Genomic DNA, 22620 nt, shown 5'->3' with positions numbered 1-22620 from the left:
TCGTCATGGGTAATCGCTTGTCAGACTGCAATCAATTCGAGAGACGCGGCAGGATCAGATCCTTGAGATCGGTCAGCTTGCCATGAAAAAAGTGTCCGCATTCTGCCACTTTCAGCAGCTCATGGGGACGTTCAAGCTTGTCGGACCATTCGTAAACCAGTTGCGGATCGATCACTTCGTCGGTTTCCGGCTGGATCAGCGTCAATTCGCCCTGTTGTGGCAGTTGATCCTGAGCGCCCAAGCGCATGACCGCCGGAGCAACCATGAACAGGTGTTTGAGCTGTTCACCTTGCGCTTCCAGGCGTCCGCCGAGACTTGCTGCAACAAAACCGCCGAAGGAGAAACCGAACAGGGTCAGTGGCAGATCCGGGTGCTTTTCCCGAAACCATGCCGCTACGGCTTGGGCGTCGTCGACTTCGCCGGTGCCCATGTCATGGGAGCCTTGGCTGGCGCCGACACCACGGTAATTGAAGCGAAGGGTGATCAGGCCGGCATCACGGGCGGTGCGCTGCAGGGTCGACACGACTTTATTGAGCATGGTGCCGCCCTGCACCGGGTTCGGATGGCAGATCAGTGCCAGGCCGCGTGGCGCCTCGTTATCCAGGTAAAGGGCTTCCAGTTGGCCGACCGGGCCATCAATCACTACAGGGGTTTCACGCATCAGCAAGGAAAGAACTCCGTGACCTCGAATCGGGTCGACTCGTCTAGCAAATTGTCTGCGACTGTCTATTGCGAGCGAATCGCGGTATACAGCGCAGGTTCGAGCCGTTAACGTAAAGCAAAGCCGTTTATAGAGGAAGGACTCGTGGAACACTCGCTCTTAGTTTGGTTGTTGCCGACTCTTGCCCTGGTTGTGGGTGTCGCCATTGGTTTCCTGATCGCTCGCCTTGCGCCGAATGCCGCGCCTAGCAGCACGCAACGTCAGCTGGACGACATTCAGGAACGTTTCGACAGTTATCAGAACGAAGTGGTGACCCACTTCAATAGCACTGCGACGCTGGTCAAGAAACTGACTCAGAGCTATCAGGAAGTGCAGGATCATCTCGCCGAGGGCGCCAATCGTCTGGCCCTGGACGAACAGACCCGCCAACGCTTGCTGGCCTCCCTGCACGCCGACGCGACGCAGGCTCCACGGGAACGCCTGACGCCACCGCGCAATCAGGAACCACCGCGCGACTACGCGCCAAAAGCCCCGAACTCCCCGGGCATGCTTGATGAGCATTATGGTTTGAAGAAGTAATTAGCCTTTGTGCTAACAAAAAGCCCCCGGACAGGTTGTGTGTCCGGGGGCTTTTTTGTGCCTGATAGATCGGTGGTGGCTGTTCGGGCCTCATCGCGGGCAAGCCTCGCTCCTACAGGTAATGCTGTTCACTTAAGCGAACGAAGACCACTGTAGGAGCGAGCTTGCTCGCGAAAAACGTTAACGATAACGCAGACATTCTGAATGAACGCGGCGTCCTGAAGTTTTTCGCGAGCAAGCTCGCTCCTACAAATGCCTTAACTGAACAGCATTACGCTCCTACAGGGGAATGTGTTGCCCATAGTCAACACCAATCCTGTGGGAGCGAGGCTTGCCCGCGATGAGGCCGGCACAGGCCACACAAAAAAAATGCCCGATCATCGAATCGGGCATTTTTCATTGGGTCAGGCGTGATGGGGCTTACTGCTGAGCACCATACTGCTGGCCAGGAATCGCCTTGAGGTTTACCTCGACACGGCGGTTCTGCGAGCGGCCATTGACGTCTGCGTTGCTGGCAACCGGATTATCCGGGCCGGCGCCACGTGCGCTCAGGTTGGCGCCGCTGACGCCTTGCGAGGTCAGGTAAGTGGCCACGCTCTGCGCACGACGCTGGGACAGGTCCATGTTGTGCTGACGAGCGCCGGTGCTGTCGGTGTAGCCGACGATCTCGATCTGGTTCTGGTTGAACTCTTTAAGCGAACCGGCCAGGTTGTTCAGCGGCTGGTAGAAGCTCGAAGCGATGTTGGAAGAGTCGGTGGCGAAGGTGATGTTACCCGGCATGATCAGCTTGATCTGATCGCCCTGGCGCTGCACTTCAACCCCCGTGTTGGCCATGCTGGCCCGCAGTTTTTTCTCTTGCTGGTCGGCGTAGTAGCCGTAGCCGGCAGCGGAAGCACCCACCACGGCAGCGCCAATCAACGCCCCTTTGCCACGGTTATCGTGGTTGATGGCAGCACCCGCCACAGCACCGGCCAGTGCACCGAGACCACCGTACTTCGCGGTTTTGCTCATGCCGGTGGAGCCGCTGTCGGCCTGGCCCTGGTTGTCGTAAGGGCTGGGCGATGCGCAACCGGACAACAGAGCCACGGCGGTAGCAACAATAATCAAACGACGCGTGGTGAACATGAAGAGCTCCTACTTTTTACATTCTGTGATGCAACGGACGTAAGCATCGACCTTTGCGGGCGTTGGATCACTTACGCAGACAAAAATTCCACTGGTTACAAATCAGGCCCGAACAAATGGATTTTCACGCATTTCATCGCCAAGGCGGGTATCCGGACCATGCCCGGCCACCACCGTCGCCTCCTCGTCAAGGGTATACAGGCGCTGCTTGATCGAACGTACGATAGTCGCCTGATCGCCACCCCACAAATCCGTGCGCCCTACCCCGCGCTTGAACAGCGTGTCACCGGCAATCAGCAGCTTGGCATCGGAAAACCAGAAACTCATGGACCCCGGCGTATGGCCCGGCGTGTGTAGCGCCACACCGCAACCACAGGCCAGCTCTTCATCGTCGGCCAACCAGCGATCCGGCGATGGCACCGGCGTGTAGGGAACCCCGAACATCTGGCATTGCATTTCCAGATTGTCCCAGAGGAATTGATCTTCCTTGTGCAGGTGCAGGGTCGCGCCGGTTTTCTCCTTCAACTGACCGGAGGCCAGGAAGTGATCGAGGTGCGCATGGGTATGAATGATGCTGACTACCTTCAATCCCAAGGCATCGAGCCTGGCTAGGATCAGCTCATGATTGCCACCCGGATCGACGACAATGGCCTTTTTCGTCACCGGATCGCCGATGATTGTGCAGTTGCACTGCAACGGGCCGACGGGGAAGGTTTCGCGGATGAGGGTGGGTTGCTGGGACATTGGGGCCATGCTCGATAAACGGGGACGGGCGATTTTCGCACATTTGAGTATCCCGCCAGTGGCGGATGTGTAATGTGAAGAATTCCTTAACCGAGTACACCTAGCTCTTTGGCTCGTGCGACTGCCTGGGTACGTCGTTCGACCCCAAGCTTGCTGTTGATATGGCTGGCGTGGGTTTTGACCGTGTGCAGGGAAATAAACAATTGGTCGCTGATTTCCTGATTCGAACAGCCTTGGGCGATGAGTCGCAGAACGGCCAGCTCCCGGGTACTGAGTTGCTCCGCGGGAGCCGATTCCTGTGCCGGTCGAGCCGCCACCGCTGGCAGTTTCTCAGCAAGATCCTGAACCACCATAGTGGCTGCACAGAGTTGCAGCTGTGCACGTAACCAATCCGGATGCTCCGCCAGCACGCGGTCAAACGGTTGCAACACGCCGCCACCAGCGGCGTCCAGTGCTTGAGCAAGCGCCTTGCGTGCCTCGGGTTCGCGTCCGCTACCCAGCAATAACGATACTTTTTGCGTCAGCGCCATCGCACTGAGCATCTGCCGGCCGGTTTGCTGACCGTGCTCGAGCAGCACATTCAAGCGCCCTTCAGCGAGCATCGGCTGCCCCTGAATAACCTCCAACAAGGCTTGTTGCAGTTCGATGTGAAGCGGCAGCTGCGGGTGGAATTCAGGTGGCGCGGCGGGGTGCTCGCCGTTATAGGTCTGTCCCAGGCGTGACAACCAGGCTTCGGCCAAATCGGTCCGCCCTTGTGCCAACCAGAGTTCGCATTTGACCTGGGTGATCATCGCCAGATAGTAAATCGGCGGCACGTCCCAGATGTGCATCAGCCGTTCGGCTTCGGCGAGCTCGGCAAAGGCCTTGGCATATTCCCCGCCACTGCCCTCTAGCCGGGCGATGACGCAATGGCCGATCAATACGCTGATGTCGCGACAGGCGCGAGCCTCGCTCAAACCGACCTGCAAACGCCCTCTCGCCGCCTGTGGTTGCAGGCGCAGCGCCAGCAAAAAGCCTTCGTACAAGGTCAGTCGGGCACGAATGGCATAGAGTCGTTGCGGTGATAACCCCTGCAAGCGCTGAAGGCCCTGACGGACTTCAGCAAGCGCACGCAGGATTTCCCCCCGCGCTTGCAGCACTCTGGCACGGTCGTAATGGGCCAACGCTTCGAATAATGGGTTGCCGACCCGTTGCGCCAATTCCAGCGAGTCACGGTTCAACCCGCGGGCGCGCCACAAATCGCCATCGGCAATCGCCAGGTTGGACAACGTCGACAGGCACACCAGTCGCTGGCCGTAACGCTTGCACGGAAGACTCTCCAGCGCTTCGGTGCAATAGAGCAGCGTGAGCTCACGGTTGCCACGCCCGCGAGCGATGATCCCGCTCAAGGCCAGCCATTGCGCCAGCATGGATTTTTGCGCGGTGGCCGACGGTGCCGGCAGGAAGCGGCTCAAATGACTGGCCAGCTCCTCGGCAGCGTCCAGCTGACAAGCCAAACCCAACGCCCAGCTGTACAACACGATCAATCGAGGTGTGCTGATCAGCAGACTGTCCGGAAGGTCCATCTTCCAGCGCAGCAACATGCCAACATTCTGCTCAGCCAGCAGCTGTTCTTCAGAGAGGTTTTGCACCAGGTTCGCCGCGACGTCGAGGTGCCCGGCACGCAACGCCTGTTCCACCGCTTCATCCAGCAATCCCTGGGCATTGAACCAGCGGCAGGCGCGCAAGTGCAGGGTCGCGGCCGGGACCACTGTCTGGGCGGTGGGCCGGGCACGCAAAAGATCGGAAAACAGATGGTGATACCGATACCAGTGGCCATGCTCGTCCAGCGGCACCAGGAACACCTGGTGAGCCGCCAGAAAACGCAGGATCTCGGCACTGTCATGGGCGTCGCGAACGGCGTCGCATAGTTCGCTGCAGAAACGTTCCTGAGGGGCCGTGTCGTAGAGGAAGGCCTGAACCTCAGCGGGCAGGCAATCGATGACTTCCTCCAGCAGATAATCGCGGATCAGGCCTTCCCCGCCATGCAGCGCCTGGGGCAAAGCGCCGTCGGTACCGGCTTCGGACGCCGCCAGCAGCCAGAATCTCAAGCCAGCCACCCAGCCTTCGCTGCGCTGGATCAGGCTTTCCAGCGCCTCGCCGCGCAGTGAGCTGCTGTGCCGATCAAGCAAGCTCAAGGCTTCATCGTGGGTCAGGCGCAAATCCTGTTCATTCAACTCGAGCAGTTGCCGCGACAGGCGCAGGCGCGCCAGATGCCAGTCGGGACGCTGGCGACTGGTGACCATCACCAGCAAGCCATCGGGAAGATGATTGAGGAAAAATTGCAGGCAGCGATCGAGAACCGGACCTTGGGCCAGATGATAGTCATCGAGCACCAACAGCAGGGGCGTCGCGGTGGAGAGGTGTACCGCCAGTTCGTCGAGCAGGCCGTCCAACCATTCCTCGAAGGCGAACGGTTGATGGCGCTGACGCATTTTCAGCAAGCCAAGTGATTGCCTGCCCAGTTGCGGAAAATAGTCTTGAAGACCTTCGAGCAGTCGCTCGAGGAATCGACCGGGATCACTGTCTCGCGGACTCAATCCCAACCAAAGGCTTTGCCAATGAGCCGGCAATGCCTGACAGAACTCCACCGCCAATGAACTCTTGCCGAACCCCGCAGGCGCGCTGACCAGCAGCAACCGGCCGCCGAGCCCCGCACTCAGGCGCTCGCACAGACGTGGCCGCAGCACATGGCCGTCGGGCAATGGCGGCCTGTAAAAGCGCCCGTCCAGCGCAGCGACAGCAACGCTTGCAGGACCTGGTGGTGGAGACAGATCAGTCATGGCCGGCTCTTGTTGAATTGCGGGTGGCGGCGTTGCAGATGTCCGCAGACTAGCGGTAAACGGTGCGGGAATGAAGATAATTGCTACAAATGGCTACAAAAAGACTACAGGACATTACCAACATCGCATGCAGCCGACCTGCCGCCTCCTGTAGGAGCCGAGCTTGCTCGCGATGGTCGTCAACGATGACGCTGGCTGCCTGATACCCCGTGCCGTTCTAAGGATCATCGCGAGCAAGCTCGGCTCCTACAGGAGGTGGCGGTGGCAGGTGGTCAGCAAAAAAAACGCCCCGAACCAGTCGGGGCGTTTCCAGGGGATGCAGCCTTTGTTCAGTGCTGCTTAGCGAACACCATCCTGACGCAATGCAGCCGGGGTGAAGTCGCTGGTGGTGGCCGTGAAGCCGAAGTCATAGGCCGACTTCTCTTCGTTCTTCATGCCCAGCGCAAGGTAACGACCCGATTGCAGGTCATACAGGGCTTCGAGGGCGTACCACGGCACTTGCTTGTCGTAGTAGTTCTCGGCATGGGCCTCTGCAACGCGCCACAGTTGGTTGCGACCATCGTAGTGATCAATCACCGCAGCTTGCCAGGTGTCTTCGTCGATGTAGAAGTCACGCTTGGCGTAGATGTGGCGCTGGCCTTCCTTCAGGGTTGCAACCACATGCCAGACACGACGCAACTCGTAACGCGCCAGGTCCTGGTTGATGTGACCGGCCTTGATGATGTCGGCGTACTTCAGGCTCGGATCGTCGAGCTTGTAGGCGTCGGAGGCGATGTACATCTCTTTCTTGCCTTCGAGCTTCCAGTCATAACGATCCGGTGCACCGTTGAACATGTCCAGGTTGTCGGAGGTACGCAGGCCATCGGCTGCGGTGCCCGGACCGTCATAGGACACTTGTGGTGCACGACGTACACGACGCTGGCCGGCGTTGTAGACCCACGCCGAACGTGGTTCCTTCACCTGGTCGAGGGTTTCGTGCACCAGCAGCACACCACCGGCCAGACGCGCCGGTGCGGTCACTTTCTGCTTGAAGTAGAACAGGATGTTGCCCGGATTGGCCGGATCGTAGTCCTTCATCTTGTCGCGGAACACGAACTGGTCCTGGAAGTACACCAGGCTGAACGAGCCGTTCGGCTGTGGCGTGGCCTGGGTTACCAGACGGGTCACGCTACCACCGCGATAGCGGGTGATGTGGTTCCAGATCACTTCAACGCCGCTTTTTGGTATCGGGAACGGTACGGCGGTTTCGAAGTTTTCCAGGCCATTGCCGCCGGACACCAGATTGGTTTTGGTGGCGTTGCGCTTGATGGCGGCGAACACGTCATCCGGCACGGTAGCGCCACGATGGGACGGGTAAACCGGCATCTTGAAGGTTTCCGGGTAGCGCTTGAACATCGCGTACTGACCCGGAGCGAGCTTTTCCTTGTACTGGTCGACGTTCTGCGCCGTGATGGTGAACAGCGGTTTTTCGCTGGCGTACGGATTGGACAGGAAGCCTTTGCTGTCGACAGTACCGGCGTTCTTCGGCATAGGCTTCCAGGCCGGGATGGAACCGTCGGCGTTACCCGCCATTTCGGCACCCATCGGGGTCAGGCTCTTGCCCAGTTTGTCCGCTTCGGCCGCAGGGACCGCCGCCATGACGCTGGTCGCCAGCAGCGAAAGCCCCAAGACACCGACGTGGAACAGACTCTTTGTTATTTTCATCATTGTGTTCGTCCTGAAAATACAGTGCTTAGAAGTTCACGCCGAAGCTGAGCGCAACGAAGTCGCGGTCATCCACGGTGGTGTACTTGCCGTCGAAGAAGTTGGTGTACGCCAGGCTTGCGGTGTAGGTGTTCTGGTACTCGGCATCGACACCCAGGCTGACCGCTTTACGGCCTTCCTCGAAGTTACCGCCAGGGCCAGGCGAGTAGCCGTCCACGTCATGGGACCAAGCCACGTTCGGCTTGAGGTTCACACCGGCGAACACGTCGTTGTATTCCCAGATGGCACGACCGCGATAACCCCAGGAGGTGGCGGTAGTGAAGCCTTCGTCGTCGCAATTGCGGTTGAGGTTGTTGGTCGGTGTACCAGGGCCCGCACCAGCGATGGTGCTGGCGTTAAGCGCCTGGCAGGTATTCTGGCCGCCGGTAGCTGGCAACTCGCCTGGACCGTAGACCGGGTCACGGCCGTAACGAACGTCGGAAGTGCTTTCCAGGCCGCCGACATGGGTGACGCCCACTTCACCCACCAGGGTCAGACGGCTGGCGCCCATGACCTGATCGAAGAAGTGCGTCAGGGTAGTCTGGAACTGGGTAACTTCTTTACGGCGATAGCCGTGCAGATCCTGGCCTGGTACGCCGGCGAGCAGCGAAGCGTTGGTCAGCGCGCCGCCCAGAGGACGAACACCGGCGAACAGAATATCGGTGGAGTTGAGCTGCACCGGTGCATTCGGACGATAGCTGACCTCACCGCTCCATGCCGTGCCTGTAGGCAGAGTGGTGGAGAAGCTCAAGCCATATAGGCGGATGTCTTCCGGATATTCGACGAAGTAGCTCGAGTTACCCGCAACGATCAGTGGCGCCAGCGCCCTGAAGGCGGCCGGCAACGCCGCAGCCCCGGCATAAACCGATGCAGGAGCACCGGTGGCGCTGAAGATCGGCGCACGGCTGTGGTAGTTCATGAAGTAGGCACCGAACTCGGTGTCCAGCGGATCGAACATGTACTTGAGGGACGCGCCCCACTGGCCACTGTCACGCGCATCGCGATCCGGGCCGCGACGCACCAGCACACCTTCGTTGTCGACATCGACGCCCAGTCGGGTCAGCGTAGGTAATGCCGCGGCTGGAATGGTCGAGCGCTTGTTCAGTACGCGCAGGTTATTGTCGCAACCGTCAGCAATGATGTCGGGCTGCGAGAAGAACGTGCCGCAGTTGTCGACGACAGTCTGGTCCCATTCGATCTGGTAGAAGGCTTCAGCCGACAAACTGTCAGTGAGGCTCTGGGACACATAGAACATGTTGACCGGGATCAGGCCTTCCTTGATCTCGGCACCTGGACGACGGAACGCGGACACGTCGATCGGGTTGATCGAGTTGATACCACTGCCGATGAAAGTACTTTCACCCCAGCTCACCACTTGCTTGCCCAGACGCACGGAGCCTGGCTGATCGGCAATGGAATAGTTGTGATAAACGAAGGCATCGAGGATCTGGCCGCCGGCAGACTTGGCGCCTTCCTTGCGATTGTCGTCGCTGATGTCCTTGAAAGGACGGCTTTCGTCTTTAAGTTCGAAGTCGTACCAGTATTTGCCACGGACGAACATGCCAGTGTCGCCGTATTTCAACTCAAGGTCATGGATGCCCTTGAAGATCTTCGAAAAGGTCTCGCCGCTCTTGAAGTTCAGGTGACCGTCATCGGAGGTCTGGGACAGGCCACTGCCGCCGTTGTTGACGCCGATGAGGTTCTTGTTGGCGCTCTCAGTAGACCAGCTCGCACCGATCGACAGGGAAGAGTCGAACTGACCTTCGATTTCACCAACGTTGAAACTGACGCCGAATGCGGGCCCGGCGAGCGTAGAGGCAAGGCTGACGGCCAGGGGCAGCTTAGCCCGGCGCCAGAACTGGTTTACTGATGTCATCGACGCTTCTCCATGTGCATTTTATTTTTATGGCATTGAGCACTTCTAAAAACGCTTGGATAACAGGGAGCCAAGGCATCCCAAAGTCATTCCAAAGTTGCATCGCCCCGGTTTGTGCGTTTGCTCCGTTCTTAAAAATCCTTGAGCGGACTATAGCCAGCAGGTAGTAGTGCTTGATCCCTCTAAAGTGTGATTTGAGCCTGCCAGCCACTCTGGAACAGTCCTTTGCCAAGCCGACACCCGTCGGCACGGCAAGAATGGACTAAAATCCGGATTAAACAAGCCAAGCGCTTGCTTGGTGGGGCTGGCGTGCCTTTTGGGGCACGCCAGAAGTCGCTTAAAGCGTCGAAAGGAAGGTGCTGTTGGTGGCTTGCCATTCGGTGATGTCGACGCGAATTTTCTTCTTGTCGAGTTTGCCGACACTGGTCTTGGGAATTTCAGTAACAAGAGCGATCTGGCTCGGGATAGCCCACTTGCTCAAGTGCCCCAGTTCCACGAATGGCTTGAGGTGCTCCTTGAGTTCCCTGGCCCCAATCGCATGGCCTTCATGGACCACCAGCAAGGCAAACGGGCGCTCGCCCCACTGCGGATCGGCAATCCCCACCACTGCTACTTCGCGTACCGCCACATGGCGACTGATCAGGTCTTCGAGGTCCAGGGAGGAGATCCACTCGCCCCCCGTCTTGATCACATCCTTGATTCGGTCGCGAATATCGATCACGCCCATGCTGTCGAGCGTCGCCACGTCACCGGTGTGCAACCAGCCGCCGGCCCAGAGTTCGGCGCCCTTCTGTGGTTCGTTGAAATACCCTTCGGTGAGCCATGGTGCGCGCAACACCAGTTCTCCCTGTGTTTCGCCATCGGCCGGCAGGAAATTGCCCTCGGTATCGACAATCGCCGCTTCCACCAACGGCCCGGGTACACCCGCCTTGATCCGGTACGTGGTGCGCTCGTCCTCGGAGCCCGCCATCAATTCGTCGTTCAAGTGCGCACAGGAGACCAGCGGCCCGGTTTCCGACATGCCATACGCGGCGGTCAACTGGATGCCCCTGGCCTTGGCTGCTTCATACAGCGTGCGATTCAAAGCGCTGCCGCCGATGACGATTTTCCAGCCACCAAAGTCGACGTTTTGCGCAGCCTTGGCGTTGAGGACCATTTGCAGGATGGTCGGCACGCAGTGAGAGAAAGAGACCTTTTCCTTGCGCCACAACTCCACCAGGAACTCCGGGTCGTAGCGGCCGGGATAAACCTGCTTGAGCCCGAGCATGGTCGCCACATACGGCAGCCCCCAGGCATGGACGTGGAACATCGGCGTGATCGGCATGTACACGTCGTTAGTGCCCAACAGGCGCACGCTGTCGATGGCGCCCATGATGGTCGACACGCCCATGGTGTGCAGCACCAGTTGCCGATGGGTGAAGTACACACCCTTTGGATTGCCAGTGGTGCCGGTGGTGTAGAAGGTGGTCGCTACCGAATTTTCGTCGAAGTCCTGAAAGTCGTACTGCGGGCTCGAGGCGGCCAGCAACTGCTCGTATTCGCCAACGAGGTTCGGCAGGTCAGCGGTCTTTTCTGGAAGGTCAGTCAGCAGCAGGGTTTTCTCGACCGTGGTCAGGTGCCCGGCAATGGCGTTGTAAAGCCCCACGAAATCACTGTTGACCAGCACAAAGCGGTCCACTGCGTGGTTCATGGTGTAGAGGATCTGTTCCGGCGACAGGCGCACGTTGATGGTGTGGATCACCGCGCCGATCATCGGGATGGCGAACATGCACTCCAGATAACGATGGCTGTCCCAATCCATCACCGCCACGGTGTCGCCGGGCTTGACCCCGGCGGCTGTCAACACGTTGGCCAAGCGCGCGACCCGTTCGATCAGGGTTGGATAGCTGTAGCGCAACTGATCGCGGTAGACGATCTCACGGGTTTTCTCATAACGCGCGCCGGACATGAGCAGCCGTTTGATCAGCAGCGGATACTGGTAAGCGCCTTCGGCTGGGGGGATAACGCGAGTCTGCAACATAAGAATCCCTTTTCTGACTGCACGGTCGTGGCTGGAAGTACGCACTGTAGTGCCCTTGTTCGCCAGCCAAATCAGCCAAAGGAATGATTTGCAGAGCCGCACAAATGCTAGCGTTTAGCCAGTATCGCGGAACTTGAAGACCTTAAACGTAGGAGCTGCCGCAGGCTGCGATCTTTTGATCTTAAAAAACAAAATCAACAGATCGCAGCCTTCGGCAGCTCCTACAGGGATATGTAGCGGATCAATGCATCTCGGTGAATGCCAGCTTCACGCCGATGGCGATCAGCACTGCGCCCATGGTCCGGTCGAACCAGTGGCCCATGCGAGCGAAACCGGCACGCACGCGCTGCTGGCTGAACAGCATCGCCACCAGGCAGAACCAGATCGCTGTCGCCACCGCCAGGTAAACCCCGTAGCCCGCCTGTACGGCCAATGGCGTGTGCGGATTGATTACTACGGTGAACAGCGAGAGGAAGAACAGTGTGGCTTTCGGATTGAGACCGTTGGTGACAAAACCCGAGGTAAAGGCGCCGCGCGCGGTTCGCTCGCCGGCTTCCTTGTGCAAGTCGTCAATCACGGCCTTGGCCGGTTGGGCCCGTAGCGCCTTGAAGCCGATGTACAGCAGATAAGCGGCGGCGGCCCATTTCAAAGCGTTGAACAGCACAATCGATTGGGACACGATCAGGCCGATGCCCAGCAGCGAATAGCCAACATGCAGGAAAATCGCCGATCCGACGCCCAACGCCGTCCAGGTGCCAGCGCGACGACCGTGGGTTACGCTTTCACGCACCACCACGGCAAAGTCCGGGCCGGGACTGGCCACGGCCAACAGGTGGATCAAGGCAACGGTCAAGAATTCGGTCCAGTACATTGGGGCTCCTTCAGGCCAAGCGTAACTATTTATTTCATCTGGTAGGCTCGGCAGATTACGCCTTCAGTCCATTGCACAAAAGGTACAGTTGATGACGAACACTCGCCGCGCCGTTTTCCTCGATCACCCATCCCTGGATCTGGGCGACCTTGATCTCAGCCCACTACGCGAGTGCTTCGGCGAACTGCAGTTATTTGCCCAGACTTTGCCCGATCAGGTGATCGATCACCTCAAGGGCGCCACTGTCGCCATCAGCAACAAAATCGTGATCGATGCCGGCGCCATTGCAGCAAGCCCCGAGCTGAAGCTGATCCTGATCACCGCCACCGGCACCAACAACGTCGACCTCGCCGCCGCTCGCGCCCACGGCATTACCGTGTGCAACTGCCAGGGCTACGGCACGCCGTCGGTAGCGCAACATACGATCATGCTGCTGCTGAACCTGGCGACGCGACTGGCCGATTATCAAAAAGCCGTGGGTGAAGGTCGCTGGCAACAGGCCAAACAGTTCTGCCTGCTGGACTATCCGATCGTGGAACTGGAAGGCAAAACCCTCGGTTTGCTGGGTCACGGTGAATTGGGCGGTGCTGTGGCGCGACTGGCCGAAGCCTTTGGCATGCGCGTGCTGCTGGGCCAGATTCCGGGACGCCCTACTCGGCCGGACCGTCTGCCGCTGAATGAACTGCTGCCGCAAATCGACGCACTGACGCTGCACTGTCCGCTCAACGAGCACACCCGTCATTTCATTGGTGCCCGTGAACTGGCCTCGATGAAACCCGGTGCGTTCGTGGTCAATACCGCCCGTGGCGGCCTGATCGACGAGCAAGCGCTGGCCGATGCCTTGCGTAACGGCCACCTGGGCGGCGCGGCGACCGACGTGCTGAGCGTCGAGCCGCCCATCAACGGCAATCCACTGCTGGCCCACGACATCCCGCGACTGATCGTTACCCCGCACAATGCTTGGGGCAGTCGTGAGGCGCGTCAGCGCATCGTTGGCCAAGTGACCGAAAATGCCATGGGGTACTTCAGCGGTAAGGCACTGCGGGTCGTCAGTTGATAAACTGCCGCACTTTTTTTCTCAGGAGCAGTTATGGATCCGCGCAGTGAAGTACTGCTTCGTCAGGCTGAATTATTCCAGGGCTCGGTGCTGCTGGCCGGCTTACCCGCTGATGATTTGCTCGGTCGCCTGCCTGCCGCCCATGGCTGGTCCTGGCATGCGGGTGATCAAGCTGCGCTGGATGCGCGCTTCGCCGAGCGCAGTCATTTTGGCGTGAACGCACCGCAGCGCGAATTCGATAGCGCCGTGGTGTTCCTGCCCAAGTCCAAGGACCTGACTGATTACATTCTCAACGCGCTCGCCTCACGCCTGGCCGGACGCGAGCTGTTTCTGGTCGGCGAGAAAAAAAGCGGTATTGAAGGCGCGGCCAAACAACTCAACCCGTTCGGCAAGCCCCGCAAGCTCGATAGCGCGCGGCACTGCCAACTCTGGCAAGTCACGGTGGCCGATGCACCACAAGCCAAACCACTGGAAAGCCTGGCCCAGGAATACGAACTGCCACTGGCTGAAGGCCCACTCAAAGTCATCAGCCTGCCCGGCGTGTTCAGCCATGGCCGACTGGATCGCGGCAGTGCGCTGCTGCTGGAACATCTGGACAAACTGCCAAGCGGCCACTTGCTGGACTTCGGATGCGGCGCCGGCGTGTTGGGCGCGGTGGTGAAACGTCGTTACCCGCACAATCAGGTGACGATGCTTGATGTGGATGCGTTTGCCGCAGCCAGCAGTCGCTTGACCCTGGCTGCCAATGGTCTGGAAGCCGAGGTGATTACCGGTGACGGAATCGACGCAGCGCCCATGGGTTTGAGTGCGATCCTGAGCAACCCGCCGTTCCATGTCGGGGTGCACACCGATTACTACGCCACAGAGAACTTGCTGCGAAAAGCGGCTAAACATCTGAAAAACGGTGGTGAACTTCGCTTGGTAGCCAACAGCTTCCTTAAGTACCAGCCGCTGATCGAAGAGCATCTTGGCGTGTGCGCAATCAAGGCCGAAGGACAGGGTTTCAGAATCTACCGGGCCAAACGCGGCTAGAAATTTGTACTTGCACGATGGGTTTTGCCTAGGCAGAATCCGCTCCGTCCTAGGGGAGTAGTCTCCCACGAGCGCCATGCTCGTCCGGCATGCGTCAACATACTTGGTCCTCAGACCATGGCGCATGCGACCCAAGCGACCGCATCAGACGGATCGCAGGGTTTGACAAGACCTATGACACGCACACCTTACCCGGGGCGGGAAGGCTGTACGTGTCATAGCCGTGTCGACCCGCCCCTTAGGAAAACCCTGATGCTGGATTCACTTCTCGTACCCACCGCAATCGTTGCCTTGGCCGAAATCGGCGACAAGACGCAACTGCTCGCGCTCATTCTCGCAGCCCGCTTCCGCAAACCGTGGCCGATCATCGCCGGCATCGTTGCCGCGACCCTGGCCAACCACGCGGCGGCCGGTGCGGTAGGCGCCTGGGTCGGCAGTTTCTTCTCGGATACGTTACTGCACTGGATCCTCGCCATCAGTTTTGCCGCCACCGCACTGTGGACCCTGGTGCCGGATAAAATGGATGACGACGAAGCCAGCACCGCTCGCAAGTTCGGGCCGTTCCTGACCACGCTGATCGCGTTCTTCCTGGCGGAAATCGGTGACAAGACGCAAATCGCGACCGTGATGCTTGCCGCGCAATATCCGGAGTTGTGGCTGGTGATCATCGGCACCACCCTCGGGATGTTGATTGCCAACGTGCCGGTGGTCCTGGCGGGTAACTTCGCTGCAGACAAATTGCCTTTGACGCTGATTCGTCGCCTGGCGGCTTCGGCGTTCTTCATTCTGGCGATTGTTGCGGTGTACAAGGCGATGCAGAGCAGCGGGTGGGTTTGACGGGGTAAGTCGTTAGACCGCGTTATCGTTCATCGCGAGCAGGCTCGCTCCCACAGGGGTTTTCTGTTGATCACGAAATATGTGTTCGCTGAAAATCAAATGTGGGAGCGAGCCTGCTCGCGATGAGGCCAGCGGCATCACCGCAGGACGATCAGGATTTCTTGGCCTGCTCGTACAACGGCATCACCTTCGGAATCGCCGCCTGCAACGATGCAATACGGCTGGACGAATTCGGGTGAGTGCTCATGAACTCCGGTGGCGAACCTTCCGAGGCCTTGGTCATCTTGTTCCACAGGGTAATCGCGGCGTTCGGGTTGTAACCGGCGCGTGCCGCCAGTTCCAGGCCAATCAGGTCCGCCTCGTTTTCATTGTCACGGCTATTAGGCAAGGTCATGCCGTACTCGGTGACCGCGTCCGCCAGTGCCATGCTGTCCTGACCCAACCCCAACAAGGCACCCGCGCCCTGCTTGGCCATTTCGATACCGTAAGCCTTGGACATCGCTTCACGACCATGCTCGCGCAAGGCGTGGGCGATTTCATGGCCCATGACCGCGGCAATTTCATCGTCGGTCAGTTGCAGCTTGTCGATCAACCCGGTGTAGAAAATGATCTTGCCGCCAGGCCCGCAGTTGGCATTGAGCTCGTCGCTCTTGATCAGGTTGACTTCCCACTTCCACTGGGCCGAATCCGGACGAAACTTCGGCGCCTGGGCAATCAGCCGGTCGGCAATCACCTGAATGCGCTTGGCATCGCTGCTGGTCTTGTCCAGCACGCCCTGATTGGTCGCCTCGCCCACCGTCTTTTGATAGGACTGGGCGTACATCTGGTTGACCTCTTGCTCAGACAGCATGCTGAACATGTACTGCTTGCGCTCGACACCCACGGCACCCGCACTGGTGGTGTTGACCGCCTGACAACCTGCGATCAGCAAGCTCGCGCTCAGCCCGCACAAAACCAATATCTTGTTCATCAAAAAGCTCCCTGAAAACTTGACGGTATCCTAGGCGCGGAAATGTATCGACACCAGATACAACAGAATATTTGACGCGAATTTCGGACAAAGCTCTCTTGGCCGCAGGAAAAAATTCACAAAGCCGGGCAAGCCGCGTCGGATAAGTCTCCGACGTGATTCATTTACGACATCTGCCTCACCAAAACAGTCATTTCACCGACAACCGCTCATGCCGCTTCTACATCGTGCCGATACACCGCCGCAGACGTCCTTTTGCGTGCGGAGCACCCATGAAATTCAAATCGATCCAGTTTTCCGTGGCGGCCCTGGCGGGCGCCATCGTTCTCAGTGTGGTGGCAGCGCTGGTGATCTACGCGCTGTTTTCCGGTGCCCGGACGCAGGACATGGTCCAGGAGCGGACCCAGGTGCAATTCGAACAGGTCATCGAACAGCGCCTGACATCACTGGCACAAACCCAGGTCAGCCAGATCCAGCGTGAACTTGAAGCGCCACTGCTGATTGCCGGCGGGCTGGTGCGGGTCAATGCACTGATTGGCACCCCGGGCACCGATGGCCAACCTGCGCTGAGCCTCAGCCGCGCGCAGTTGATCGGTCTGATCAAGGAAAACGTCGCAAAAAACCCGAAGATCCTCGGCACCTACATCGGCTGGGAAAAGGACGCACTGGATCATAACGATGCCGCCTACGTCGGCACCCAAGTGGTGGGCATCGATAGCGCTAACGGGCGGTTCCTGCCCTGGTGGTTCCGCAATGAAGACGGCTCCCTCGGGCTGGACAAACTGGTGGACGTCGACGACCAGAAAACCCTGTCCACCGGTGTTCGTGCCAGTGAGTACTATTTGTGCTCCAAAGAAACCAAAAAATCCTGCGTGATCGATCCTGCGCCCTACAAGGTCGGCGACAAAATCGTCATGCTCGCCTCCTTTATTGAACCGATCATGCTCAATGGCGCCTTCCAGGGCATCGTCGGTGCCGACCTGTCGGTGAACTTCATCCAGGAAATGCTCCTGGGCGCCAACCAGAAACTCTACAGCGGTGCCGGTGAAATGGCTCTGATCGGCGGTAATGGCCGGATCGTTGCCTACACCAAGGACCCAAGCAAGTTCGGCGAGAAGGTCAGCGACATCCTCGACAGCCAGCAGATTGCCAATATGGCCAATCTCAAGCGCGGCGAAGTGACTTATACCGTCGATAAAGTCCAGGGCCGGATCGAGCTGTACCTGCCGTTCGGCATTGGCCAGACCGATGCGCGCTGGACCCTGATGCTGCAACTGCCACTGAACGCGGTGATGGCCGATCTGCAAAAGCTGCAGGCCGACCTCGACACTCAACGCAAATCCGACACCTTTGGCATGGCGATGGTTGGGCTGCTGATTGCCGGCATTGGCTTGCTGGTGATCTGGCTGGTCGGGCACGGCATTGCCCGCCCGCTGAAGCAAATGGTTGCCATGCTCGACGATATCGCCCAGGGCGAAGGCGACCTGACTCGTCGCCTGACCAGCGATCGCGCCGATGAATTGGGCTCGATCGCCAAGGGTTTCAACACGTTCCTGGCCAAGTTGCAGGCAATGATCACTCAGGTGGTGACGTCAGTGCAGAGCGTCAGTGATTCCTCGGAACACACTGCCGACATCGCCATTCGTACCAACACCGGCGTGCACAAACAAATGGCCGAGATCGATCAGGTCGCCACCGCCGTGCACGAAATGACCGCGACTGCACAGGATGTGGCACGCAACGCAACCCAGGCCGCGCAAGCCGCCAGCCATGCTGACCAGGCCGCCAGCCAGGGCATGCAAATCGTGCGTGACACCTCGACCTCTATCGGCGCCCTCGCCGTGGAAATCGGTCGGGCAGTCGGCGTGGTCCAGACCCTGGCCAAGGACAGCGAGAACATCAACGCGATCCTCACGGCCATTCGCGGGATTGCCGAACAGACCAACCTGCTGGCCCTGAACGCGGCGATCGAAGCGGCCCGGGCTGGCGAGCAGGGTCGCGGGTTTGCGGTGGTAGCCGATGAGGTGCGCAACCTGGCGCAGAAGACCCAGAAGGCTACTGAAGAAATCCAGACCATGATTCAACAGTTGCAGCAAGGCACGCGGGATGTGGTGCGGGTCATGGAAGACAGCCAGAATCGCACGGACGAAAGCGTGCAACATGCGGCGAAGGCCGCAGAGGCGCTGGAAACCATCACCCGAGCGGTGTCGGTGATCAACGACATGAACACCCAAATCGCCAGCGCCGCCGAGGAACAGAGTGCCGTGGCAGACGACATCAACCGCAACGTGATCAACATCGGGCAAGTGGCCAATGAAGTGGCGGGCGGTGCGGATGAGTCGAGTGCGGCCAGTGCCGATTTGACCAAGTTGGCCGAGCAGCAGCGGCGGTTGATCAATCAGTTCAGGGTCTGATCCAAAGGCCCCATCGCTGGCAAGCCAGCCCCCACAAGGGGCCACGGTGTTCACGCAAACCCTGTGGGAGCTGGCTTGCCAGCGATGGGGCCGGTTGGGTTACCAAAAGGCTCAACCCGGCGTCAGGCACTCCGGCCCGTTGAGCTTCGGATCATTGACCATGCTGGCCAGCACCCGCTCGCGCAACGCCGCAGGCTCACTGGCCAGCAAAGCTTGCAAGGTGTGCAACGGCGTCTCGGGATCGAGCCACGCGACTTGCCCCGCCTCATCGAGAATCAACGGCCTGCGCTGGCTCGCCGCTGGCTGTGTGATCACCGCCGTACTCAACCACACCTGTTCCTGCACGGGATAGGCTTCCCAGATCGCCGCAAAAAACAGCGATGAACCCTCTCCCGGCGTCAGCCAGAATGGCCGCTTACGCGTGGTGCCACGCCATTCATAGAACCCGTTGGCCGGCAGCAGGCAGCGGCGCAAACGCAAGGCTTCGCGAAACATCGGTTGCTCGGCGACGGTTTCGGCACGGGCATGGGCCGGGGTGCGGGACAGATCGGTCAGCCACGGAGGTGTCAGCCCCCAGCGGGCTCGCGCCAACTCACGCTGGCCGTGTGCGCCGGCTCGCAGCATCAACACCGAATCATTGGGGGAAATGTTCCACTGCGCCTGTTGATCGGCGGGAAAACCTGGCAGGGCCGCGAAGTCGCGGTTCCAGCGAAACAGGGCATAACGTCCACACATGGGGCAGCACGACTCTTGATCAAACGTACGCCAGCCTAACAGACCAGCGTGCCGGGAAAGCTCTCCGGTTCATCGCCGGACAGCGGCAGCGCAGCATTGTACGCGGTGATCAGCTGCCGGGCGTATTCAGCCTGGTCGTTGTCCACCGCCAGCCCCAGCAGGCCGAAGATCGGTAACTCACCGCTGGCACCCACCAGGTCACGCCCGACCAGATGCGCCTCGACGCCTTCGCTGGCGAGCATGCCTTGCAGCAGCTCGCCTTCCATCAGGTTTTCCGGTTCGTAGATGCGCTGCATACACACCCCTCACTCGTTCTCACTGAAAACGTCGAGAAGCCATTCCTCGCCGTGAACCTGCAACACAAAGGTGATCGGCCGGCAGCACACCTGGCAGTCTTCAATATAGGTCTGATCCCCTGCGGACAGATCCAGAGTCGTCTCGACTTCCTCGCCGCAATACGGACATTCATAAACTGCGCTTTCCAGCATCGCGGTCTCCCGAGTGACTTGTGCGTATAATCGCCGGTCTATTTGCAGGGCTATTTTTGCCTGGCTACTTTTTCAGACCTTACCCCGCCGGTTTTCGATCAGAACCTTTACTTACCCTAGCCGTTTCTAACAAGAGAGCATGATGGGCGAATTCGATGCCATCCGACCTTACGACGACAGTGAAGTCCCAGCGGTGCTGGACCGGCTGCTCGGCGACAAGGCGTTTCTAGATATCCTCACCCACTTCCGCTTCCCGCGTTTTGCCGGTGCTTTGGGCTGGGCGCTCAAACCTCTTATAGCTCATCGGTTGCGTCGTGAGTTCGCCAGCGTCAATTCGGTTGCCACCTTGCAAGACAAAGTCGAAGTGTACGTCGACCACACCATCGAGCGTGCAACGGACGGCGTGACCTACACCGGCGTCGAGCAATTCAAGTCCGGCAGTGCCTACCTGTTCATCGCCAACCACCGCGATATCGTAATGGACCCGGCTTTCGTCAATTACGCCGTGTACCACGCAGGCCTGCCGACCCCGCGCATTGCCATTGGCGATAACCTGTTGCAAAAGCCTTTTGTCAGCGACCTGATGCGCCTGAACAAGAGCTTCATCGTGCACCGTTCGATCACTGGTCGTCGCGAGAAAATGGCGGCGTATCAACTGTTGTCGGCCTACATCAACCATTCGATTCGCAACGATTGCGCCTCGATCTGGATCGCCCAGGCCGAAGGCCGGGCCAAGGACGGCGATGACCGTACCGAGTCGGCGATCCTCAAGATGTTCCACATGAGCCGCAAGGATGAACCCTTCGGCGAAGTCATCCGCTCGCTGAACCTGACGCCGGTGTCGATCAGCTACGAATACGACCCCTGCGATCAGGCCAAGGCCCGCGAACTTTACATCCGCGCCACCACCGGCACCTACACCAAGGTGCCCGGTGAAGATGACGTGAGCATTGCCAAGGGCATTACTGGCTACAAGGGCCGGGTGCATGTGAACTTTGCCGCGCCGATCACTGAGTTGTATGAAGACACCAAGCAATTGGCGGTCGAGATGGACAAGCAGATCCTTGGCGGTTACCGCTTGTTCCCGGTGCACTACCTGGCTTATGCCCAGTGGAAAGATGCTGATCCACAGTTGACCGTACCGAAAGCCACAGAGATGTTCCCGGCTGACGAATTGGCCAAGGCCCAGGAACAATGGCAGCAACGCCTGGATGCCTGTCCCGAGGAGCATCGTCCGTATCTGGTGCTGCAATATGCGACACCGGTGCGTAATCAGTATCGGATCAAGGCTGGATTGCCGCTTTAAGCTTTCTTTGGATCAAGATCAAAAGATCGCAGCCTGCGGCAGCTCCTACATGAGGTTTGTGTAGGAGTTGCCGCAGGCTGCGATCTTTTGCTTTAAACCTGAGTGCTGATATACGACACCAGCAACGCCAGCCCCATGCAGGCAAAGCCGAAGCAGTAGAAAAACCGGTTCATGCGCAAGGTGGCCCAATCCAGCGTGGGCTCTTTGCTGGGGCTGCTCTGGCGCTGCGCCTGCAGACTGGCCATCGCACGCTGTTCACGACGACGGGTGGCGTGCAGCAACCAGCCGCCCGGGAAGGCAAAAAGCAAGGCCAGCAGGTTGATCAATTTGGCGGGATGGGCAGTAAACAGCGTCATCAAATGCAGCGACATCACAAACCTCAAACAAAAACAGGTGTGCAGACGCCGGACCGACGACCGCGGCCGGGATTCTACCGAATGCCTGCGCGCCTGCCCTCTCTTTCCGACAATTAACCAGTGGTTGCCATTTTTCACTGCCAATCGCAGATCCCCTGTGGGAGCGGGCTTGCTCGCGAATGCGGTGTGTCAGTCAATGGAGATGCTGAATGTTGCACCGCATTCGCGAGCAAGTCGAATCGTCGCACCGCCGCTCCCAAAAGGGGTCGGTGTAAAGCTGACAATTCCTTCTCCCATAAAAAAGCCCGGGACCATCGCTGGTACCGGGCTTTTTTACAATCCAGCGAACTGTTACTCGCCGAGCACCTGACCCACGGTCGGGTCCTTGAACAGACGGGTCAGCGCATCGCTCAACACGTCGCTGACCAGCTTGGTGTTGGTTTCCTGGTTCGGCGCCATGCCGAAACGCTGGTCCAGGGACGCACCGTAACGACCGCTGTAGCGACGGTTGGCGTTCTGTACATCGGAGCGGAAGGTTGCGCCAATGGTCGCCTCGGTCACATACATGCCTTCTTTAGGCGACTGATACTTCAGCTCTGCCAGGGTCACGGTGATTTGCGGCGCGTTCATCGCGTTGGTGCTTGGGGTGAAACCCAGCAAGCGTACAGCCGCTTCAGCCTGAGCCTGAAGCTTGGGCAGGATCTGCGCGCCCTGTACGGTAATCGCGCTGGTTTCCGGGTACAGGCCACCGCGAGTGCCCAGGGTAGGCGATGGACGTCCGTCCACCACACGTACCACCACAGGCTGGCCGTGACCGACCGGCGCCAGTTGAGCCGTCAACTTGGGCTCCGGGTTCAGTTGTTGCGGGCTGTGGGCGCAGCCGACCAGCGTCAAGCTGGTCACAGTGATCAAACCGAACAACAGGCGTTGCAACATGCTCTTCTCTCCAGAATCAGGCACAAACAGGCCGGCAGTATAGCGGTG

Annotated in this window: 20 protein-coding genes, 1 pseudogene and 1 riboswitch; of the genes and pseudogenes, 7 read left to right on the top strand and 14 right to left on the bottom strand. The window is 59.2% G+C overall.

All coding sequences use genetic code 11. The annotated features are described in order from the left end of the window. Positions 1-31 precede the first annotated feature (31 nt). Positions 32-661 (bottom strand): alpha/beta hydrolase, encoded by a 630-nt coding sequence (locus ACRESJ_RS28200; RefSeq protein ID WP_431760801.1) that lies wholly within the window; start codon positions 659-661, stop codon positions 32-34. Between the two features lie 144 nt (positions 662-805). Between ACRESJ_RS28200 and ACRESJ_RS28195 the strand changes: the two genes are divergently transcribed. After that, complete coding sequence (locus ACRESJ_RS28195; RefSeq protein ID WP_431760800.1) at positions 806-1240, top strand: YhcB family protein; 435 nt, start codon at positions 806-808, stop codon at positions 1238-1240. A gap of 420 nt (positions 1241-1660) precedes the next feature. Here ACRESJ_RS28195 and ACRESJ_RS28190 read toward each other — a convergent pair whose 3' ends face one another. From ACRESJ_RS28190 to ACRESJ_RS28160, 7 genes are all read right to left on the bottom strand, one after another. Beyond that, on the bottom strand, positions 1661-2365 hold the full coding sequence (locus ACRESJ_RS28190) for an OmpA family protein (protein WP_431760799.1): 705 nt from the start codon (positions 2363-2365) through the stop codon (positions 1661-1663). 102 nt (positions 2366-2467) lie between these two features. Next, positions 2468-3109, bottom strand: coding sequence for an MBL fold metallo-hydrolase (locus ACRESJ_RS28185; RefSeq protein WP_431760798.1), 642 nt, complete (start codon positions 3107-3109; stop codon positions 2468-2470). Between the two features lie 86 nt (positions 3110-3195). Then, the gene (locus ACRESJ_RS28180) at positions 3196-5931 is read right to left on the bottom strand and encodes a LuxR C-terminal-related transcriptional regulator (protein ID WP_431760797.1); all 2736 of its coding nucleotides are present in this window, start codon (positions 5929-5931) and stop codon (positions 3196-3198) included. A gap of 339 nt (positions 5932-6270) precedes the next feature. Beyond that, entirely contained in the window at positions 6271-7635 is a 1365-nt protein-coding gene (locus ACRESJ_RS28175; protein ID WP_431760804.1) for a DUF1329 domain-containing protein, read from the bottom strand. Between the two features lie 28 nt (positions 7636-7663). Then, positions 7664-9550 carry a DUF1302 domain-containing protein gene (locus ACRESJ_RS28170; RefSeq protein WP_431760796.1) on the bottom strand — a complete coding sequence of 629 codons (1887 nt, stop codon included), beginning with the start codon at positions 9548-9550 and terminating at the stop codon, positions 7664-7666. A gap of 337 nt (positions 9551-9887) precedes the next feature. Then, complete coding sequence (locus tag ACRESJ_RS28165; RefSeq protein ID WP_431760795.1) at positions 9888-11570, bottom strand: fatty acid--CoA ligase; 1683 nt, start codon at positions 11568-11570, stop codon at positions 9888-9890. A 241-nt stretch (positions 11571-11811) separates the two neighbouring features. After that, positions 11812-12441, bottom strand: a complete 630-nt coding sequence (locus ACRESJ_RS28160; RefSeq protein ID WP_431760794.1) for a LysE family translocator — start codon at positions 12439-12441, stop codon at positions 11812-11814. Between the two features lie 91 nt (positions 12442-12532). On the opposite strand from ACRESJ_RS28160, the gene ACRESJ_RS28155 reads away from it, so the two are divergent. From ACRESJ_RS28155 to ACRESJ_RS28145, 3 genes are all read left to right on the top strand, one after another. After that, positions 12533-13498, top strand: a complete 966-nt coding sequence (locus tag ACRESJ_RS28155; protein ID WP_431760793.1) for a 2-hydroxyacid dehydrogenase — start codon at positions 12533-12535, stop codon at positions 13496-13498. Between the two features lie 33 nt (positions 13499-13531). Then, positions 13532-14530 (top strand): methyltransferase, encoded by a 999-nt coding sequence (locus tag ACRESJ_RS28150; protein WP_431760792.1) that lies wholly within the window; start codon positions 13532-13534, stop codon positions 14528-14530. A 39-nt stretch (positions 14531-14569) separates the two neighbouring features. After that, positions 14570-14694, top strand: a riboswitch (yybP-ykoY riboswitch). An 88-nt stretch (positions 14695-14782) separates the two neighbouring features. Further along, on the top strand, positions 14783-15367 hold the full coding sequence (locus tag ACRESJ_RS28145) for a TMEM165/GDT1 family protein (RefSeq protein ID WP_431760791.1): 585 nt from the start codon (positions 14783-14785) through the stop codon (positions 15365-15367). Between the two features lie 151 nt (positions 15368-15518). Here ACRESJ_RS28145 and ACRESJ_RS28140 read toward each other — a convergent pair whose 3' ends face one another. Then, on the bottom strand, positions 15519-16337 hold the full coding sequence (locus ACRESJ_RS28140; RefSeq protein ID WP_431760790.1) for a M48 family metallopeptidase: 819 nt from the start codon (positions 16335-16337) through the stop codon (positions 15519-15521). A gap of 272 nt (positions 16338-16609) precedes the next feature. Between ACRESJ_RS28140 and ACRESJ_RS28135 the strand changes: the two are divergent. Both ACRESJ_RS28135 and ACRESJ_RS28130 read left to right on the top strand, forming a co-directional pair. Then, positions 16610-17896 (top strand): annotated as a pseudogene (locus tag ACRESJ_RS28135) (HAMP domain-containing protein); the annotation flags it as partial. Positions 17897-17908: 12 nt separating this feature from the next. Beyond that, on the top strand, positions 17909-18751 hold the full coding sequence (locus tag ACRESJ_RS28130; protein WP_431760803.1) for a methyl-accepting chemotaxis protein: 843 nt from the start codon (positions 17909-17911) through the stop codon (positions 18749-18751). Between the two features lie 111 nt (positions 18752-18862). Here ACRESJ_RS28130 and ACRESJ_RS28125 read toward each other — a convergent pair whose 3' ends face one another. The 3 genes from ACRESJ_RS28125 to ACRESJ_RS28115 are packed head-to-tail and all read right to left on the bottom strand — an operon-like array spanning position 18863 to position 19974. Beyond that, on the bottom strand, positions 18863-19486 hold the full coding sequence (locus ACRESJ_RS28125) for an SOS response-associated peptidase (RefSeq protein WP_431760789.1): 624 nt from the start codon (positions 19484-19486) through the stop codon (positions 18863-18865). 35 nt (positions 19487-19521) lie between these two features. Then, the gene (locus ACRESJ_RS28120; protein ID WP_431760788.1) at positions 19522-19782 is read right to left on the bottom strand and encodes a putative signal transducing protein; all 261 of its coding nucleotides are present in this window, start codon (positions 19780-19782) and stop codon (positions 19522-19524) included. A 9-nt stretch (positions 19783-19791) separates the two neighbouring features. Beyond that, a complete protein-coding gene (locus ACRESJ_RS28115; RefSeq protein ID WP_431760787.1) occupies positions 19792-19974 on the bottom strand; it encodes a CPXCG motif-containing cysteine-rich protein in 183 nt (60 codons plus the stop codon). Positions 19975-20116: 142 nt separating this feature from the next. On the opposite strand from ACRESJ_RS28115, the gene ACRESJ_RS28110 reads away from it, so the two are divergent. After that, positions 20117-21280, top strand: a complete 1164-nt coding sequence (locus tag ACRESJ_RS28110; RefSeq protein WP_431760786.1) for a 1-acyl-sn-glycerol-3-phosphate acyltransferase — start codon at positions 20117-20119, stop codon at positions 21278-21280. A 92-nt stretch (positions 21281-21372) separates the two neighbouring features. On the opposite strand, the gene ACRESJ_RS28105 is transcribed toward ACRESJ_RS28110, so the two are convergent. Both ACRESJ_RS28105 and ACRESJ_RS28100 read right to left on the bottom strand, forming a co-directional pair. Then, on the bottom strand, positions 21373-21651 hold the full coding sequence (locus ACRESJ_RS28105) for a hypothetical protein (protein WP_431760785.1): 279 nt from the start codon (positions 21649-21651) through the stop codon (positions 21373-21375). 336 nt (positions 21652-21987) lie between these two features. Continuing rightward, positions 21988-22572, bottom strand: coding sequence for a YajG family lipoprotein (locus ACRESJ_RS28100; protein WP_431760802.1), 585 nt, complete (start codon positions 22570-22572; stop codon positions 21988-21990). Positions 22573-22620 lie beyond the last annotated feature (48 nt).

Source organism: Pseudomonas sp. (assembly GCF_050739655.1).
GTDB lineage: Bacteria > Pseudomonadota > Gammaproteobacteria > Pseudomonadales > Pseudomonadaceae > Aquipseudomonas.
This window is presented reverse-complemented; position numbering and strand designations above follow the sequence as displayed.